The sequence below is a fragment of the Catellatospora tritici genome, from assembly GCF_019083965.1.
GTDB classification, from domain to species: domain Bacteria; phylum Actinomycetota; class Actinomycetes; order Mycobacteriales; family Micromonosporaceae; genus Catellatospora; species Catellatospora tritici.
The window spans coordinates 65,976-84,210 of the sequence record NZ_JAHRCY010000003.1; the positions used below are offsets into that span (position 1 = coordinate 65,976).

14 protein-coding genes are annotated in these 18,235 nt (G+C 66.5%); 9 read left to right on the top strand and 5 right to left on the bottom strand.

The window, feature by feature from the left end:
- Positions 1–71: 71 nt before the first annotated feature.
- Entirely contained in the window at positions 72–1,220 is a 1,149-nt protein-coding gene (gene solA, locus KUA19_RS07605) for an N-methyl-L-tryptophan oxidase (RefSeq protein WP_217395436.1), read from the bottom strand.
- A gap of 415 nt (positions 1,221–1,635) precedes the next feature.
- Between solA and KUA19_RS42475 the strand changes: the two genes are divergently transcribed.
- On the top strand, positions 1,636–2,394 hold the full coding sequence (locus KUA19_RS42475) for a flavodoxin (protein ID WP_217395437.1): 759 nt from the start codon (positions 1,636–1,638) through the stop codon (positions 2,392–2,394).
- Positions 2,395–2,707: 313 nt separating this feature from the next.
- Positions 2,708–3,433 (top strand): M15 family metallopeptidase, encoded by a 726-nt coding sequence (locus KUA19_RS07615; protein WP_308167370.1) that lies wholly within the window; start codon positions 2,708–2,710, stop codon positions 3,431–3,433.
- Positions 3,434–3,482: 49 nt separating this feature from the next.
- Here KUA19_RS07615 and KUA19_RS07620 read toward each other — a convergent pair whose 3' ends face one another.
- Positions 3,483–4,427 (bottom strand): hypothetical protein, encoded by a 945-nt coding sequence (locus KUA19_RS07620; RefSeq protein WP_217395439.1) that lies wholly within the window; start codon positions 4,425–4,427, stop codon positions 3,483–3,485.
- Positions 4,428–4,925: 498 nt separating this feature from the next.
- Here KUA19_RS07620 and KUA19_RS44450 point away from each other — a divergent pair, with 498 nt between their 5' ends.
- From KUA19_RS44450 to metG, 6 genes are all read left to right on the top strand, one after another.
- Positions 4,926–5,756, top strand: a complete 831-nt coding sequence (locus tag KUA19_RS44450) for an SAM hydroxide adenosyltransferase (RefSeq protein ID WP_217395440.1) — start codon at positions 4,926–4,928, stop codon at positions 5,754–5,756.
- 183 nt (positions 5,757–5,939) lie between these two features.
- Positions 5,940–7,115: a methionine adenosyltransferase gene (metK, locus tag KUA19_RS07630; protein WP_217395441.1), complete on the top strand. Its 1,176-nt coding sequence runs from the start codon at positions 5,940–5,942 to the stop codon at positions 7,113–7,115.
- Positions 7,116–7,143: 28 nt separating this feature from the next.
- Positions 7,144–7,836: a B3/B4 domain-containing protein gene (locus tag KUA19_RS07635; RefSeq protein WP_217395442.1), complete on the top strand. Its 693-nt coding sequence runs from the start codon at positions 7,144–7,146 to the stop codon at positions 7,834–7,836.
- Positions 7,829–8,545, top strand: a complete 717-nt coding sequence (locus KUA19_RS07640) for a class I SAM-dependent methyltransferase (protein WP_217395443.1) — start codon at positions 7,829–7,831, stop codon at positions 8,543–8,545. The genes KUA19_RS07635 and KUA19_RS07640 overlap by 8 nt, the downstream gene beginning before the upstream one ends.
- Positions 8,546–8,559: 14 nt before the next feature.
- Complete coding sequence (locus KUA19_RS07645) at positions 8,560–9,669, top strand: pentapeptide repeat-containing protein (protein WP_217395444.1); 1,110 nt, start codon at positions 8,560–8,562, stop codon at positions 9,667–9,669.
- Positions 9,670–9,730: 61 nt separating this feature from the next.
- Complete coding sequence (gene metG / locus KUA19_RS07650) at positions 9,731–11,524, top strand: methionine--tRNA ligase (protein ID WP_217395819.1); 1,794 nt, start codon at positions 9,731–9,733, stop codon at positions 11,522–11,524.
- A 152-nt stretch (positions 11,525–11,676) separates the two neighbouring features.
- Here metG and KUA19_RS07655 read toward each other — a convergent pair whose 3' ends face one another.
- Genes KUA19_RS07655 through KUA19_RS07665 form a run of 3 tightly spaced genes read right to left on the bottom strand, consistent with a single transcriptional unit; the run spans position 11,677 to position 16,966 of the window.
- Positions 11,677–14,877: an ATP-binding protein gene (locus tag KUA19_RS07655; RefSeq protein ID WP_217395445.1), complete on the bottom strand. Its 3,201-nt coding sequence runs from the start codon at positions 14,875–14,877 to the stop codon at positions 11,677–11,679.
- A 45-nt stretch (positions 14,878–14,922) separates the two neighbouring features.
- Positions 14,923–15,714 carry an alpha/beta hydrolase gene (locus tag KUA19_RS07660; protein WP_217395446.1) on the bottom strand — a complete coding sequence of 264 codons (792 nt, stop codon included), beginning with the start codon at positions 15,712–15,714 and terminating at the stop codon, positions 14,923–14,925.
- A 31-nt stretch (positions 15,715–15,745) separates the two neighbouring features.
- Positions 15,746–16,966: a M20/M25/M40 family metallo-hydrolase gene (locus KUA19_RS07665; RefSeq protein WP_217395447.1), complete on the bottom strand. Its 1,221-nt coding sequence runs from the start codon at positions 16,964–16,966 to the stop codon at positions 15,746–15,748.
- 231 nt (positions 16,967–17,197) lie between these two features.
- Between KUA19_RS07665 and KUA19_RS07670 the strand changes: the two genes are divergently transcribed.
- Complete coding sequence (locus KUA19_RS07670) at positions 17,198–18,124, top strand: nucleotide-binding protein (RefSeq protein WP_217395448.1); 927 nt, start codon at positions 17,198–17,200, stop codon at positions 18,122–18,124.
- The last annotated feature ends 111 nt before the right edge of the window (positions 18,125–18,235 follow it).

The window sequence follows — 18,235 nt, forward strand, 5'->3', positions numbered from 1 at the left end:
AGCGGACGCCACGAGCACCAGGGTGGTCGATGGTCGGCGCTCGTGTCGACCGTTGCTTGACTGGGAGATACTCAGGTCAGTTTGCGCTCAGGGTGTAGGAATCCGATGTCCCAGCGGGACTCCTGGCGCATCGCCAGATCCGCTGCGATCTCGCCGATGACGGGCGCGAACTTGAACCCGTGCCCGGAAAAGCCACCCAGGATCGTGAGCCCTGGCAGGTCGGCGCGCGCACCAACGAGGAAGTTCCGGTCCGGCGTAAGCGAGTACGTACACGACTGCATGTGCACCGGCACCGGGTTCAGCCCCGGAAGCGTCGTGCTCACGATCTCCGTCAGCAGCGCCGCGTCCCGTTCGTCAGGTTCGCGTGGACCCTTGGCCGGGTCCACCGGCTCGTTCAGGCCAGGCCAGGCGTGCACTCCGATCTTCACCGCCGAGCCGTCCAAGTCGGGGATCCCGTACCAGTTGTAGGCGCCTGTGGCGTCGGTCCTGATGAAGATGGGGAACCGGTGGGGCGCGTACTCTTCGGGATGTTTCGCGGTGAACCAGCCAAACACCCGCCTGCTCACGGCGACCCGGCTCATGGCCGAAGGCGCCAGGCGCGTCAGCCAGGCGCCCGCTGCGACCACGATGTGCCGTGCGGTGATCACCTCATCGCCGATGCGTACCCGCGGACGGGTGGCGTCCGGAATCACCTCGGATACCTCGGTGCCGGTCCTGACCTGTGACCCCAGCTTCTCGGCCAACCGGACGGACGCGAGCACGGATGCCTCGGGGTTGATGATGCCGGCGTCCTTCTCGAAGAACGTCTCAAAATCCGCATCGAACACGTGTTGTGGATACAGCCGCGACATTTGTTCGTTGGAGTGGATCTCGTAATCAAGATCGTGAGCCTTCGCCGAATGCACCGGGGCTTGTACCGGCGCCGATCCCGAGGGCGCCATGACCAGCCCTCCCGTTCGCATCAGCAACGTCTCTCCGGCCAAGTCCTCCAGCTCGGACCACAGTTGCCAGGCTCGCCGAGCCAGCGGGACATACTTGTCCCCTTCCGCATATGCGGTTCGGATTATGCGCGTCCCGCCATGGCTTGCGCCACGCGAGTGCCCGAGCTCGAACTGCTCGATGCCTAGTACTTCGATCCCACGCTGGGCGAGCTGGAAAAGAGCGCTACTGCCCATTGCGCCAAGACCGACCACCACCACGTCGATGTCTGGAGCGTTCATTGCGTACCTCGCTAGGTTGGAAAGAAGCCTGGCGTGAACGGCTCGAGGCTACCCGCAGCGACTGCACATTGCGCGCCCAGGGAAGACGTCGGCGAGCCGGGGCTCACTAGCGGGTGTGGATCTGTGTCACACATCCGGGTAATCGCCTCGGCCAAGGCGAACGCCGCAGCCAGGGATGGCCGATGTCGCCGTTCTGTTCCATCCGCAAGCCGACGGCCCGCATAAGGTCGGCATAGCCGCCAGCTTCACACCGATGCCGGGTACGCGATTCGGGAATCATGATCTCGGTCGACCTGCTCTTGTCGAACGCCACTGAGAAAACTCCTCCTTCGCTCACGAATCCGTGGTGCTCCAACTTGCCACCAGCAAGGACCGGCGAAGTGGCCGTAACGTAGATCGGTCCGGTCTCCCAATCGTGAGAGTCAGCCTTCTGACTTCGCTGGTTTTTCCGCGTGCCACTATCGGGCTACCGTCGCTGCGGGCGACGGTTACTTCTGCTTCTGATACGGGCAGCGAGAAGCCTCGCCATCGATGCATGCCGTCGCTCGTACGTCGACTTCAACCTGCGCCGGGCGGCTGCGCGGCCGATACCCGCGAGCAGCCGCCAGGCGCCGCGGCACCGCGCGGCTCCACCGTGCCGGACGCGCGGCCCAGAGCGCTGCTGGTTTACTTCTCCCGGGCCGGCTGGAACTACCACGACGGCGACAGAAGGTACCTTCAGACGGGCAACACCCAACGGCTCGCCGACATGATCGGCAAGCTCACCGGCTGCGACATCCACCGCATCGAGGCCGCCGAACCCTACTCCGACGACTCCGACGACACCGTCGCGCGCAACGTACGCGAGCAGAACGCCGACGCCCGCCCGGCCATCGCCAACCCGCTCGCGTCCATCGACCGGTACACCACCGTGCTACTGGCCAGCGGCATCTGGAACGTCCGCGCACCGATGATCATGTCGACCTTCGCGGAGAGCCACGACTTCACCGGCAAGATCGTCCATCCGGTCACCACCCACGCCATGAGCGGGCTCGGCACCACCGAGCGCGACTACGCCGCATCCTGCCACGGCGCCACGCTCGCCACCGGGCTGGCGGTACGCGGCGAAGAAGTCGACGATGCCGGTCCCGCCGTCCAGGCCTGGCTGCGACAGAACGGCCTGATCGCCGCTTGAGTACAGGAGCGGTTCAACCCACCCTGCGGAGTCCGGCTCGATCGTCAACGCGACGACGATGCCGCTGAGCAGGGCAAAGGCTATCCTTGTCGAAATGTGCGCCCCCGAAGACTTCTCGTCTGCCCGTTCCACGGTCCGCGCGGGTGCTGGTCTTCGGCGGCGCGTTGGCGCTCGGGCGGCGGGCCTGCTGGCCGTGGCTGTGCTCATGGGCTTTGCCCTGTCCGGCTGTTCGAGCGCCCTGGTCGGCCCAGAAGCGGACAAGACGACACAAACATCGCCAACTGTGGCGACAGTGCGCACCGAGGAGAGCCCGGTGCCCGTCCGCATCGGGAACGCCACCGCCGCACCGTCCTGGCTGGGAACACGAGTGCTCCCGGTAGGGCCGCAGGGGTTCGCCGCGGCCCAGCAGACCCCGCCCGAGCTGCGTAACCGGTCGATCGTCACCGTCGACGACCTGCCGCCACCGGCGGACGGCCGCTTTCACGCGACGGTCCAGGCGGTGCCGGCCGACGTACTCGCTCGATCCAGCTGGACCAGGGACTGCCCGATCGCCGCAACCGACCTGCGCTACCTCACGGTCGGCTTCCGCGGCTTCGACGGCCGCGCCCACACCGGCGAGCTGCTGGCCAACGCCCGGGTGGCCGACGACCTGGTCACCGTGTTCCAGCGACTCTTCGCCGCGGACTTCCCGATCGAGCGCATGCGGATCTCCAGCGCCGCGGAACTGAACGCACCGCCGACCGGCGACCACAACACCACCGAGGTGTTCGCCTGCCGACCGGTGCGCGGCCACAAGGGCTGGTCCCAGCACGCCTACGGCCTCGCCGTGGACCTCAACCCGTTCCAGAACCCGTACCAGAAAGGCAAGGTCGTCCTGCCGGAGCTCGCCACCGCCTACCTCGACCGAGCCGACGTGCGGCCCGGCATGGCGCAGCCCCGCGAGCAGGCTGTCCAGGCCTTCGCCGCGATCGGATGGGAGTGGGGCGGCGACTATCGATCCCTGAAGGACTACATGCACTTCTCCGCCACCGGCGGCTGAGCCGACCCCACCCATCGCTGCGCCATGGCGAGTCCCACCGTCGCGTGCGCTAGGCCGCGACGTAGCCGTTGAACACGTGGACCCCGTCGTAGGCACCGCTCGAGTTCGCCCGGTTCGTGTTGAAGTACAGCTTGCCGTCGCTGATGCCGACGCCTTCGATCTCGAACTTCGTGGAGTATGCCGAGGACGTGATGCGGAAGGAGAGGTCGGTGGCCGCGGGCGCGGTCCCGGTCGTCGTCGGTGACACGTTGCGGTAGACGAGCACGATGCTGCGGTTGTCCTTGGTCAGCGGGTAGTAGAGGACCTTGTTGGTCGCGTCGTAGAAGAACCCCTGGTTGGCGAAGGTCCCCAGGTCCGGCACCGTGGCGCCGTTGACGAGGGCACCGTCGACCTGCAGGTCGAACGCCTTCGTCAGGTTGATGGTCCCGGAGGAGGCGCGCAATGGGAGACTGCCGTTGTAGATCGTCCTGCCGCTCTTGAACATGAACGTGATCGCGGTGCTGGTGACCGAGACCCGGTTGACTCCCGACGGCGTCGACACAGCCCCGTTGAGACGCACCTGGTACGACCCGGCGTGGTAGTAGGTGGTGCCGTCGTAGCGCAGCCGCACGAGCTGCGCGCCGCTGGTGTTCATGGTGACGATGAACATGTGGTGCTGACCGTCGATGTCGACGATCGTCATGTCGTTCGCGTGCCCGAGCCAGGTGTTGGTCGACCCGCCGTTGGTGCCGTTGGTCATCAGCACCCGCTCACCGGTGGTCTTGTGGACACGGTAGATGACGGAGACGTCGTCGTAATCGGTGTGGTTCTTGATCGAGTACAGGTAGGTGGCTCCGGCGGCGAAACCCTGCACCCCGGTGCAGCAACTCGTATCGGGCGTGTCGGCTATGTCGGTGTACGTGTTGTAGTAGGCGGCTTGAGCCGCCTGTCCAGGCAGGGCCAGCAGACCGACGATCACCGAGACCACAACCGTCAGTCGTCCACCAAGTCGCATGCTGTCCTCCCCGGACTCGACGACCTGGGGCCCGTTGCCGCCGAGGCCATCGAATGCAGGCTATTGCGCGACGGTAGAGGGGTCAACGCGGCGAAGAGGCACGGAAGTGCCGACGGAAGCGGGCGGTGGCGACGGAACTCGTGCTCGCCGCCGGAGCCGCGTGGCGAGCAGGTGGCCACTCCCGTACCACCATGGGCGTGGTCCGGTGGCAGCAAGTACGGCAGACCTCAGCCCCTTCACAGGTACGTGCCGGCGCCGTATCGCATTCACCCGATTGGGTGGCTGCACGCTATGTCTGCTTGCTGCCCCGTTGGGGGGCGCGTACAGTTCTCCGACGTGACCTCCCCTGAACCGCAGCCCAGTCTGCGAATGATGCGCCCCGTCGGTCGGGAGACTGCGGGGGCGTAAGGTCACGCCACTCAAAGGGTCCCGAAGTGCGGGGCCCTTTCGCGTGGGATACGCCGAAGAGCCTCGCCCTGATGAGCGAGGAGAGACACGGTGAATCCGTCCGTCATCTGCATCACCGACTGCACCGACACCAATGCCAGAGCCAGGTTGGCCGCCCGCATAGGAGCGCTGTTCGGCAGCGTCCCCGCCGTGCTCCCGCTGGACGGCGCCGAGCCGGAGCTTTCCGCCGGTCTGACCCTGCTGGACGTGCTGCTCAGCACGCAGGCGCTCGGGACGGCGGCTCAGCCGACGGTCATCCTGGTCAATGTCGCCCCGCGGGACGGGTCATGGCACAACGGCGCGCCGTTCTGCTACTTCCGGGTCGGATCCAACCTGGTCGTCAGCACGTTCAGCGCTCGACTTCTCTCTTTCGTGCGCCGGAGCCTGGACGTGGCCTGCGTCGAAGTGACCGATATTCGGACGGTCATGACCGCAGCCGCGGAGGGCTGGGCGACCTTCACCGCCACCGAGGTCGAGACGATCAGCGCGACGCAGTTCCGCAGCCTGTGGTATCAGCCGCTGGTCGCCAGCTGGGTCTTCGACGGCCGACCCGTGCCCAGCAGCACCCATCAGCTCACCCAGCCGGTGGAGTTCGAACCGACCGTCGTGGCATTCGTCGACAACTTCGGCAACTGCAAACTGAACCACTCGAGCCACGAGATCGACTTCGCGGTCGGTAGCCACCTGAAGGTACGCACCTATGAGGAGGGCCGGGCGGCAGGGCTGCGGGCGGTGACCTGTTACCCGCACCTGACCGCGGTGCCGCGGCACGAACCCGGCCTGATCGTCGGCAGCTCGGGACAGGGATTGGCCGAACTGGTGGTGAGAAGCGGATCCGCCGCCGAACAGTTCGGCCTCCAGGTCGGATACGAGGTGTTCTAGGCCGGTCGGCGTCCCCGGCGGCCGGTGCGGCACCCGGGTGCCCGCGACCCGTCTTGCACGTCTGCGGTCTGCGTCGAAAGCGATTCTGCCGAACCGGGCTGATCAGACGCTGCTTCGACGTTGCCTAGACGGCGCGCTGCCATCGTTGGCGGTACTCATCCCCTCGGCTAAGGAGTCGCCGAAATGGCTGTTCACTTCATCAGCAGTGAGTCCGTCAGCGAAGGACACCCGGACAAGCTCGCCGACCAGATCTCCGACGGCGTCCTCGACGCATGTCTGGCCGTGGACCCGACGTCCCGGGTGGCAGTGGAGACAGCGGTCAAGTCGAACCTCGTGCTCGTCGCCGGCGAGCTGACGACTCGCGCGCGCCCCGACATCAGCGGAATCATCGCCGAAACGATCGAGCGCATCGGCTACACCGACGCGGCGTTCGAGGACTCGTTCGCGTGTGCTCCCGGCAACCTGCAGATCCTCACCGCCCTGGTACGTCAGTCGCCGGACATCGCGCAGGGCGTGGACGGGGAAGGTCTGGACGAGCAGGGCGCCGGCGACCAGGGCATGATGTACGGATACGCCTGCAATGAAACTCCGGAGCTCATGCCGGTGTCGATCGCGATGGCGCACCGGCTGACGCTGGGCACCACCCAGGCTCGCCGTACCGGGCTCATCCGGGGTCTGCGCCCGGACTCGAAGTCCATGGTCACGATCGGCTACGAAGACGGCCGTCCCCGGGCGGTCTCCACGGTCGTGATCTCGGTGCAGCACGACCCTGACGTGGACATCGAGAACGAGCTGCGGGCGGCGCTGATGCAGCACGTCGTGCTGCCGGCGCTCCCGCCGGACCTCGATGGCGACAAGGTGCGGTTCCTCGTCAACCCGACCGGCAAGTTCGTGCGGGGCGGTGCTTTCGCTGACGCGGGCGTCACCGGCAGGAAGATCATCGTCGACACCTACGGCGGCGTCGGGCGCCACGGCGGCGGCGCGTTCTCGGGCAAGGACCCGTCCAAGGTCGACCGGTCGGCCGCCTACGCGATGCGGTGGGTCGCGAAGCACGTGGTGGCCAGTGGCGCGGCGGCCCGGTGCGAGGTGCAGATCGCGTATGCGATCGGTGTCGCGCAGCCGGTCTCCATCATGGTCGAGACCTTCGGCACGGAGAACGCCGACCCGAACAAGATCGCCAAGGTGATCAGCGAGCTGTTCGACCTGCGTCCGGCAGCGATCGTCCGCGACCTGGACCTGCGGCGGCCGATCTACGGGAAGACGGCGAAGTACGGCCACTTCGGCCGCCAGGATCCGGATTTCACCTGGGAGCAGACGCCGCGTGCCACCGCGATGGCGTCCGCGCTCGGTCTGTCCTGAACAAGCATTCAACATCCGAGGTGAACCAATGACACTGCCTTCCTTCACCGTCTCAGAAGACGTCAGCGAACTCGGGATCAAGGCGATCGCGTTCGTGCTGCCAGGCCTGTCGCTGTCGGAGGAGTACGGCCCGGAACTGCGTGAGGAACTCATGCGCAGGGAGAAGCGGCTGCTCACCGAGACCACTGCCGACGGTCTCAAGCAGCAGCCCCTCCTCAGGGGATTCCGGGATCTGCACGCACGCGTCGGCTCCGCCGCCAAGCGGGAGATCGCCGCACCGGAGGCGCTGCTGCGACTGCTCCACCGAAACGCACGGCTGCCGCGGATCAGCCCTCTCGTCGACATCTACAACATCGTGTCGGCCGAGACGATGCTCGCCCTGGGAGCGCACGACCTGAACCGGCTCGCCGGAGCAGTGCGGCTGGCTCGCACCGACGGCTCGGAGAAGTTCGTGCCCCTGGGGGCCGCCGCACCGGTCGACGTGACGGCGGGCGAATACGCCTACCTCGACGACGAGGAGATCCTCTGCCGCCTCGAAGTGCGTCAGTGTGACAAGTCCAAGGTGACGCTTGCCGCCACCGACGTCGTGTTCATCGTGCACGCCGGGCCCGCGCACCCGGAGAATGCGGTGCACGAGGCCATGGAGCAGCTCGTCTCCATGATCCACCAGTATTGTGGCGGCGGCCCGGCCAAGATGCTCTCGGACGGGTTACATGTCTAGAGGGCCGCACTCGCTGTCTCAGGTCGCCGAGCCCGATCTGGCGATCCGGCGCGCCCACTGGGACCGCCGGGCAGGAACGTACGATGGCGACTTCCTGAACGCGCCGATCCGCAGCCGGGTGCTGGACGAGATCATCCGGCGGCTGCCCAGCCACAAGTGCCGAGCGCTCGACGCCGGAACGGGAAGCGGGCGCACCCTGGCTCGCCTGATCGAACACCTCGACCCGCACTCCGAGCTGGTCGCGACGGACATTTCAGATGCGATGCTGCAGGAGGCGCGTGCACGGATCCAGGTCGCCGCACCGGGCACGCTGGCCTTCGTCAATGCCGACAGTGCCGAGCTGCCGTTTCCCAGCGGCATGTTCGACATCGTCCTGTCGACCTTCACGCTGCATCACGTCCCGTCGGCACAGCAGCTGAAGGTGCTTCGCGAGTTCCGGCGGGTGCTCAAGGCAGGCGGCATCCTCGCCCTGGCCGATCAGGTCCAGACGGCGCCGCCGCTCAGCCCCGATGACATGCGGCAGGAGATCGCCAAGGTGTTCTACCCGGATCTCGCACGCGAGGCGGTGGACCGCAAGCTGTCGGACTACGGGGAATGGTCCCTTCAGCCGGCACAGCTCCTGAGTCTGCTTACCGCGGCCGGATTCGAGGCGGACATGACCCTGCTCGTCCCCATCGTCGCAGTGGTCCATGCCCGGGCCGCGGCCTGACACCGGATCCCACCGTGAAGGTCTTCATCAGCTGGTCAGGAGTGCTGGGCAGACAGGTTGCGGAAGCGTTGCACGCCTGGCTGCCCCGCGTCCTGCAACCACTCAAACCGTTCTTCTCCGCCGACGACCTCGCCAAAGGAGGGGTCTGGAGCAATCAAGTCGGCCAGGAGCTGAACACCTCACCCATCGGCATCGTGGTGGTGACGAAGGAATCACTGGTGTCACCGTGGGTCATGTTCGAGGCGGGAGCGCTGTCCCGCGGCATCACCAGGGGCAAGGTCATCCCGCTTCTGGTGGACGTCGCCCCTGCCGAGGTGGTCGGACCCTTGAGCCACTTCCAGGCGGCCGAGCTCGACATGGTCGATATGAAGCGGGTCGTGCGAACGCTCAACAGCGAACTGAAGGAGCGGGCGCTGACCGAGGACGTCCTGCACGCCAGCTTCTCGATCTGGTGGCCGGCGCTGGAGGAGGCGGTCAGCCAGATTCGCCGCAGTCACCGCAAGAACAGCGTCAGCCAGGTCTCGGACCGCGAAGTGCTCGACGAGATCCTGGGCCTGGCGAAATCGATCGCGGTGCGCCGGTCGGAGCCGCTGCTTCAGCAGCTGTTCTCGGAGGTGGCAGCCACCGAGTCCGGCGCCCTGCCGAGCTCGGCAGTGCGGGCACGGCTCGCGGAGGGCGGCAACCTGGTCGGCGCCAACCTGATGTACCTCGACCTCGGCGGATGGGATCTCCATGGCGTGGATCTGCGCGGGGCCAACCTGGTGGCGGCCAACCTGACGAACGCCAACCTCGTGGGAGCGAACCTCGATGGCGCCAACCTGGAGAACGTCCGGCTGGACGGAGCGGACCTGCGGCAGACCAGGCTCTCCCGTACCAACCTGTGGCGCACGTCCATGGTCGGCGTCAGGCACCTTGACGAGGTCGAGTCGCTGGAGGACGCGAATGTGTTCGAGGTGCGGCTCAACCCCTCCGACCAGGAATTCGTCGCGACCTTGAACAAGGTCCACAGCTTCGGCACCTACCCGGAGCTCTTCGACTACTACCTGGGCGAGGGGATCACGCCGGCCGAACTACGCGATCTGTTCCTGTGGACGGCCCACTCCTACCCGGGCGTGGTGCCGTGAGATTTCGTGATCCTCCGCGGCAGGAGACGAGCTGCTGCGCACCATCGCCAGCCGACAATGTATTGGAGACGTAGTGCACTATCTCGCAGCCGTTGCCTGGCCGTATGCCAACGGCCCTCGCCACATCGGGCATGTGTCCGGCTTCGGCATTCCCTCGGACGTCTTCTGCCGCTACATGCGCATGGCGGGCCACGAGGTGCTGATGGTCTCGGGCACCGACGAGCACGGCACGCCGATCCTGGTCGAGGCGGAGAAGGAGGGGCTGACTCCACGAGAGCTGGCCGATCGCTACAACCAACTGATCGCCGAGGACCTGGTCGCGCTCGGGCTGTCCTACGATCTCTTCACCCGGACCACGACGCGCAGCCACTACGCGGTCGCGCAGGAGCTGTTCCGCACGGTGCATCGCAACGGTTACATGATCGAGCAGACGACACGCGGAGCGATCTCGCCGTCATCCGGCCGGACCCTTCCAGACCGCTACGTCGAAGGTACCTGCCCGCTCTGCGGCTACGACGCCGCCCGAGGCGACCAATGTGACGGCTGTGGCAACCAGCTCGACGCCATCGATTTGATCAATCCGCGAAGCCGGGTCAACGGCGAGGTGCCCAAGTTCGTCGAGACCGAGCACTTCTTCCTGGACCTGCCCGCACTGTCGGACGCCCTGGGGGAGTGGCTCAAGTCGCGCAAGGACTGGCGGCCCAACGTGCTGAAGTTCTCGCTGAACCTCCTCGACGACGTCCGGCCGCGAGCCATGACCCGCGACATCGACTGGGGCATTCCGGTGCCGCTGCCCGGCTGGGAGGACAACCCCAGCAAGCGCCTCTACGTCTGGTTCGACGCGGTGGTCGGGTACCTGTCCGCGTCGATCGAGTGGGCCCGCCGCTTCGGCGACACGCCGGATGCGTGGAAGAGGTGGTGGTCAGCGGATGCCGAGGCGCGCTCCTACTACTTCATGGGCAAGGACAACATCACCTTCCACTCCCAGATCTGGCCCGCCGAGCTACTGGGCTACAACGGCGAGGGCACCAAGGGCGGTGCTCCGGGCGAGTTCGGCAGGCTCGCACTGCCGACCGAGGTGGTGTCCAGCGAGTACCTGACGATGGAAGGAAAGAAGTTCTCCTCCTCGCGCAGGGTCGTCATCTACGTGCGGGACTTCCTCTCGCGTTACGACGCCGACGCCCTGCGCTACTTCGTCGCCGTGGCCGGCCCGGAGACCAGCGACACGGACTTCACCTGGGCGGAGTTCGTCCGTCGCAACAACGATGAGCTCGTCGCAGGCTGGGGCAACCTGGTGAACCGTTCGGTCTCCATGGCGGCCAAGCACTTCGGCATGGTGCCCCCACAGGGAGAACTCACGGCCGCCGACCGTGAGCTGCTCACCACGGCGGCCGACGCGTTCGTATCCGTGGGACGGCTGATAGAACACCACCGCGTGAAGGCCGCGATCACCCAGGCGATGCGAGTGGTCGCCGACGCCAACAGGTACCTGTCGGATCAGGCGCCCTGGAAGCTGACCGACGATCTGGCGCGGATGGGCACCGTACTTCACGTCGCACTGCAGGTCGTCAGCGACTGCAACACGCTGCTCACGCCGTTCCTGCCGCACTCGGCGCAGAAGATCCACGAGTTGCTGGGTGGTGTCGGCGTACACGCCCCGATGCCACGGCTCGAAGCGGTATCCGACCTGGACGACGGGCGCAGCTACCCGATCATCACGGGCGACTATGCCGTGGGCGCGCGATGGCAGACCGTGCCGATCGAGACCGGTCGTGAGCTCAAGGCGCCGGCACCGGTGTTCCGCAAGCTCGACCCGCAGATCATCGACGAAGAACTGGCCAGACTGGCCACCTGAGCCGAACAAGCCGACCGGCCGTCCGCGGCGGAACTCCGCCACGGACGGCCATCGTCGGGATCCGAGGTCAGGGCTGAACGCGGTCGCCTGTGCGGCAGCCCAGCCCGGACAGCGACCGTGGCGGCCGTAGCCGCGCCAAGCGGCTCCGGCGCCTACCACCCGCCGAGCACCTCGACTGCCCGTCGATGGTCTCGCATCGCACCCAACGTGGCGAAGTCGTTCCTGACTCTCTCCATCAGCTCGACCGCCTCGTGATCGCGTCCCATGGCGTGTAGCGCGAGCGCGGCCAGGTATCCGCACTTGACGCTCTGGTAACGCGACGGCATCTCATCGAAACCCCGCCGCGCCTCGTCCAGAATCTCGACGCATCGGGTGTACTCGCCCAGCCGCAACGCGGCCTCGGCTTCGGCTCGCAGTGCCATGCCCAGATAGAAAACGGAATAGTTCCGCCGAGCCAGCAGGTCGTGGGCACGCTTCGCCATCAGCCAACCCTGCTCGGCGTCACCCGTCCGCACCAGGATCTTGGCGTGATAGAGGACCGCGTAGGCAAGGAAGTCTGTCGACTCGATCGACAGGCACACTTCCTCGGCGGCCACGATGAGGGCCTGGGCGTCGGTGAACCGATTCTGATCGAAGTAGATGGCGCCAAGGTTTTCCAGACAGGCCGCCTCGCCATATCGATCGCCCATCCGGCGGTAGATCTCCAGCGCGCTCGACGTCATGTCGATGGCCTCGTCGTCGGCGCCCGTATTCCAGGCGAGCAGGCCGAGATGACGGTAAGCCAGGGCTTCCTGGCGTACGTTGCCGAGGGAGCGTGCGAGATCCAGGCAGACTCGCTGCGTGGTCGCGGCCTCAGCCCAGAGGGAGCTCTGCCAGTAACAGCGTCCCAACCAGGCCAGAGATTCGCATCGACCCCACTGATCTCCGATCTTGGCCTGAAGGGTCGTGGCCTCCTCAAGCCACGCCTCGGCATTCAGTAACCGGCCGGCCATCAGCTCCAGCCATCCGAGATCGCACAAGGCCGCGCCGACGGCGATGTCCGGCCGCAAGATGCGGGTGGTTCCGGGCACGGGATATGCCCCGCGTTCGCGCTGTGCGGCCCGGATCAGGTCGATGCCGCGGGTGAGGGTGTCCCGGGCGGAGGAGAAGTCGCCGACTTGAGCGAGGATCGAGCCCTCGGTGGCCTGACACAGCCCGAGCAGCAGTCTGTCGGGCGGGTCCAGGACCGACACCTCGGCGGTCGCCCGTCCGATGACCTCGAGGGCACGTGGCCACCGTGACAGATGCCTCAGCGCCGTGGCCTGCCCGATGGCGCCGATCGCCCGATACGCCGTCGGGGCCGCCGCGGTGATGGCGAAAGCCTGCTCGGCATGCTCCAGCCTGCCCGCCATGCCGAGCAAGTCCCCGTAGAGCAGCGCGACGTCGGGACGGCCCGAACGGAGGTCAACCGGCCACCCCTCGACCAGGCTCAACACCTCGGTCGCATGCCCCGCCTGGATGGCTTTCTCCTTGCAGTCCATCAGCCGGTCGAGCGCTTTCGGAACCTCACCGGCGGCGCCCAGGTGATACAGCTCCTCGACGATGGAGCCGACCGATCGCTGTGCCGCCGCGGCGATACCGTGTTCGCCGGACAGGTCCACCTCCTGCAAGCTGTCCCGCAGGAAGTCCCGCAGGATGCTGTGCAGGTAGAAGCCGTCCCCGCCCTGTTCGGTCTCCTCGATCACATGCCGTCGCATCAGACCGTCGACCGCGTCGAACGGCTGCAGTTCGGCCGCCTCGGCGGCAGCCCAGAGCGCTGCCAGCGGAACCGCCGTGCGAAGCAGCGCGAGCGCGGTGACCAAGCGGTAGGTGGCGGCCGGAATCTCGTTCAGAAAGTTCGACAGCATGTACCGACGCGCGTTCGGCCACCGCGACGGGTTCGCCAGCAGGCGGTCGACGCTACTGCCATCCGCGTTGTTCTCGGTGGCCCAGGCGACGAACATCCGCAGCAACTTGAGGTTGCCGGAGGTCCAGCGGTACAGCATGTCCGTTTGACGTTCGGTGATCCGCACCCCCATCTCGGCCATCATCTGGCTGGCCTCGTGCTTCGTGACACCGAAGACCATCTGCGGCACTGAGTGGTCGAGGATGCCCACCGGTGCGGTCCTCGCCACGACGAGGACCCGGCTTGCGCTGTCGGCGTCCTCGACCTGCTGCAGGAGACTGCGTAGGAAGCGCGCGGACTGGCTTCGATAATTGACGAGGTGGGCGTCGTCGAGGATCAGCAGCATGGGGAGCTTCGTCATGAGGTCGGCGACCAGAGTGGCCTTCCACAGATCGTCGTACGGCACGCCGCGTTTGACCTCTTGGTCCAGCAGGCTGGCGAGGGCGTTGTCGTGGCGACCCTGAAAATGTGCCGCCAAGGTCGCCAACAGGCTGGCCGGGGTGTCGGTCAGCCCTATCTGGAACGAGAACCGGACGAACGCCATCCCCGCCCGCTCGGCCACCCGCAGGGCGAGCCAGCTCTTGCCGTTTCCGGGCGCACCCTCGATCGCGGTCACCTTGGCGCGGCTCATCTTCAGCAAGATCGCTTCCGCCTCCGCCGACCGGGACACCTCCCCGGCGACCGAGCTGGTTCGCTGCGGAAGCGGTGGCTGATCGCCGCCCCGGGAGCCGGCCAGCAGGCCGCCGGCCGAATTCGCCAGTTCATCCGTGGGCAATCCGAGGTCTGCCAGCACCGCCAGCGCGCGGCGTGTGACCACCTGCGCCGCGGATGGGCCCTTGCTGCGGGCGGTCTGCTCAATGAGCATCAGCCAGGCCGCGGTGTCCTCCGGCGTCACCTTCGTCAGGCGGCCGAGTAACACGATCATCTCTTCCGCCGACCCGTCGGCCGCGGCCAGCGCGTCCAGACGGTGATGTAGTGCCCGGCGCAGCATCTCCTCGGCTTCACGAGCGCCAGGGTGGTCGATCAGCCTGAGGGCGTCTTCGGCGCCGACAGGCCATACCTGCGCGGCCCGTTCCCACGTGGCGGCACCGGCCTCGGCCGCGTGACAAAGGTCAACAAATACCCACAGGTCAACACTGTCACGGTCAATGGTCAGCCTGATGAAGCCAGACTTGTCGGACACTGGAATGTCGCGGGGCAGCTTCAGCCTCAGCTGATACAGCTGGTTGTCCAGCTGTCGGGCCGGTGGAGCTTCGGGCCAGACCAACTCGTTGACGACTTCTCTGGACACCTCGTCGGCTCGGGCCAACGACAGCAAAATGCAGGTGAGTACCTCGCGTTCCTTCTTTCTCAGGTGGACCCGCGCATTCGTGTGGTCTCGGACGGAGAACCCGCTGAGCAGGCGGAGACGGAAGTTCGTGGTGGTCATGTCACCCGCTTCGCCACGTTGTGAGCCGAGCTGAGGAATGAACGCTCATCTTTGACAGACCGGTGCGGCCAGCGCTGCGCTCAAAAGTGACTCCTTACCTCGGTAGAAGTGGCCGGCGCCGGGAATCGACGTCAGCGCTCGGCGGCTCGGCTGCTGCGCCACTATGTCGCGGGCGGCCCGCAACGTGGACTCGTGCTCACGGTCGCCCACGAATACGTGGATCTCCTGTGACACGTCGGCTGTCAGGTCCGCGAGAGCGGGTTGGCTGTGGAGATCGCGGATGGTGGCCGCGCTGAGGAAAGGAAGGTTGTCCCGGCCGGTGTGCACGAGATCGTTGCCGTCGACCTCGGACCGCGGCCTCGTCACGTCGTCCAACACCTGTGGCCGATCGGCGAACATGGCTTCAAGCATCGACCGACCCGATCCGATGGGTGACACGAGGCTCAGGTGGGTGCACGTGACGCGGCCGGCCGCCAGCGCCACCAGGTGACTTCCCCAGCTGTGCCCGATCAGGGCCGGATGCCCGCCGTAGCGGTCCGCGCAGCACCGTACGAAAGCTTCGACCTCCGCCACCATGGGTTCGGTGGCGGTCCACGGCCAGCCGCTGAATCTGTGAAACGAACCGGCGTAGCGCCCAAGGCTCCTGGCCGAGAGGTTGATGGCCGCACAGATGATGCCGCTCTCGGCGAGTTCTCGGCTGATTCGCCAGACCAGGCCGTCGAAGGAATCGGAGGCGGCGCCGTGGATCAGGACCGCCAGTGCGGTCGGTGAGCCGGTGTCTGGTATGTGTACCAGCCCCAACAGGCTGGTATTGGCCGATATCGCCTCAATGGGCATTGAACTCCGCCGCTCAGTCGGGTCCGTTCAGTCAGGCTACGACGTTTGCGGACCTGCGGTCGTGCTGTGCTTGCACCTGATCGCGCGGCCAGGGACTCTCGTCGGCACCCGGAGCCGGAGCCGCCCGCGCCACCCGGGACAGCGCCGGGATGGCCGCGGCGGTGAGCGCGATCCGCTCCTTCATGCTGGCGAGGTCCACCCATTCCTCGTCGGAATGGTCGCCGCCGCCGGTGGGGCCCAGGCCGTCGATCACCCAAACGCCCATGGCGCTCAGATGCGACGCGTCGGAGATCCCGTTGCCACCGGCATTGCGAGGAGGGTTCAAGCCGGCGGACTCCGCCGCCTCCCGCAGGGCGCGGTAAACCGGAGCCGACATCACTGAGTCCATCGGCGGGAACATGTGCAAGATGGTCACCTCGATGCCCACGCCCGCCACCGACGTGCCCAGTGCCGACAATCCGGCCAGAACTCGATCCTGTTCGGCCTGAGTGATCGTGCGACAGTCGACAGTGAGGACGGATGCCTCGGGGACCGTGTTGATGGCTGTTCCCGAGGCTGCCCTGGTCGGCACCACGGTCGTCTCCAGCACCGGATCGGCCAGCCCCGGCAGCCTCGCCGTGTAGTCGGCCAGGGCCAGCAGTGCGTTGGATCCGAGTTCGGGGCGAGAGCCGTGGGCGCTGCGCCCGCTGAACCGCACGTCGACCCAAAGCCCGCTCTTGCGCTGGGTCACGACGCTGCCGCCCGAGGTGTCGTCGCCTTCGAAAACCGCGGCCACCCGCAGGCCCGCGTCTCGCAGCGCGGCAAGTTCACCGCGTGACCACCGTGATCCCTCCTCCTCGTCAGGGCACAAATGAATGACGATGCCGTCGAGGCCGGCCGGGTCAGCTGCCATCGCCGCCGCGACCCCGTACAGTATGGTCAGAATGCCCGCTTTCATATCATGCACGCCAGGTCCGCGGGCCACCATTCCCTCGACCGTGAACGGCCACTCGGCCAGGGTGCCGACTGGGTGGACCGTGTCATAGTGGCCGATCAGTCCGACATTCCACGGCGGGGCCCCAATGCGCCATTGAAGTATCGGACCAGCCGGGGAGTCCACAGTGCGGGCTTGGGCGGCCGGTCCGAGGATTCGCGAGCCGATTTCACTTAAGACTGCGGCACAGTGACGAAGGGCCGGTAGATCGCCTGTCTTGGACTCGGCCTCGACCAGGCGTCGCAGATCCGCGCACGCTGTTCGGTCCTCCCACGTCATGGTTCCTAGCTTCCCATCGCATAAGCGCTCCGAAAAGCCTGAGTTGCCGACCGAGTGGACACTATTCGAATCGGGTCATATGAATCGATGGCGCCGGTCGTTCGAAGCGGGCTGGACACAACTCCGAAGCCACGCTCGCCAGCCGCCCTGCCCACCCGGGGTACGTGATCCATGTCGCGCGGGGCGTAGAGTCCCGCCTGCGGGATGGAGCCGTCCAGATAAGGAGCCCAGATGGTCTTGCCGTGGCCGACAGCCCTTTCCCGTGGCGGGAACATGGCCGACGCTGACGAGCGCGCGATAACGGGGCTCTTGGACGAGTTCGGCGACGCGGTCGCGGCCGGACTGGCTCGCATGGGTTATCGACCGAACGCCTCTCCGATCTTCAGGCCGTTCTCCCTGACGGTGATTCGCGACAAGACCAAAGTTCTCGCCGGGTTCAGCCCGGCCGAAGGCATGGCGCGAATGCTGTGGATGGATGAGCGCGATGTCGACTACGAGCCGGCCGCCCTGGTCGACCTGGTCCAGAACCATCTTGGTCAGAAACTCAACGCGGCGGTCACGCTGTGCCCCCCGGAGTCTCCTTCTCGGACGGCGCAACTGCGGCTCGCGGCGGCCGAACACGTACGTGAGGTGGAGACGGTGCACGCCCTCGGCAAACTGGGCGATCTGTCCGGGCTCGGCCACCTCGAACCGCACCTGCGCGAGTTCCTTGCGGATCATCCGGACTATGATCGCAACGTCTTCATCATGATGCGCTTCGCCGACACGCCCCAAATGAATGAAATTCACGCTGCGATCAAAGGCGCACTGGCGGAACGCGGAATGCATGGAATTCGGGCCGACGACCGTGATTACACCGGCGAGCTGTGGTCCAACATCGAGGTCTATCTAACCTGCTGTAGGTACGGGGTGGCCGTCTTCGAGGACGTCGATCAGCGCGACCACAACCCGAATGTCGCCCTCGAACTCGGCTACATGATCGGGCGTAAGAAGCGAACGCTGCTGCTCAAAGAGCATCGCCTGCCAACGCTTCCCAGCGATGTCGTGCACCGGCTCTACCGGCCCTTTGACATGTTCAACATCGAGGCGTCGGTCAAACGCGAGGTCGGCCGCTGGGCGGACGTCGACCTCCAGGTGGGCCGTTCGACGCGCGCCTGAGCCCGCGCCCGGAAGCCAAGAGAGGCACGCCGCAGGGAGCAACCCGCCGCACCCGTCCCGCTACATCCTGGGACGGGCTGGCCCGTTGGCGGTCTTCCGTGCTGTGGAAAA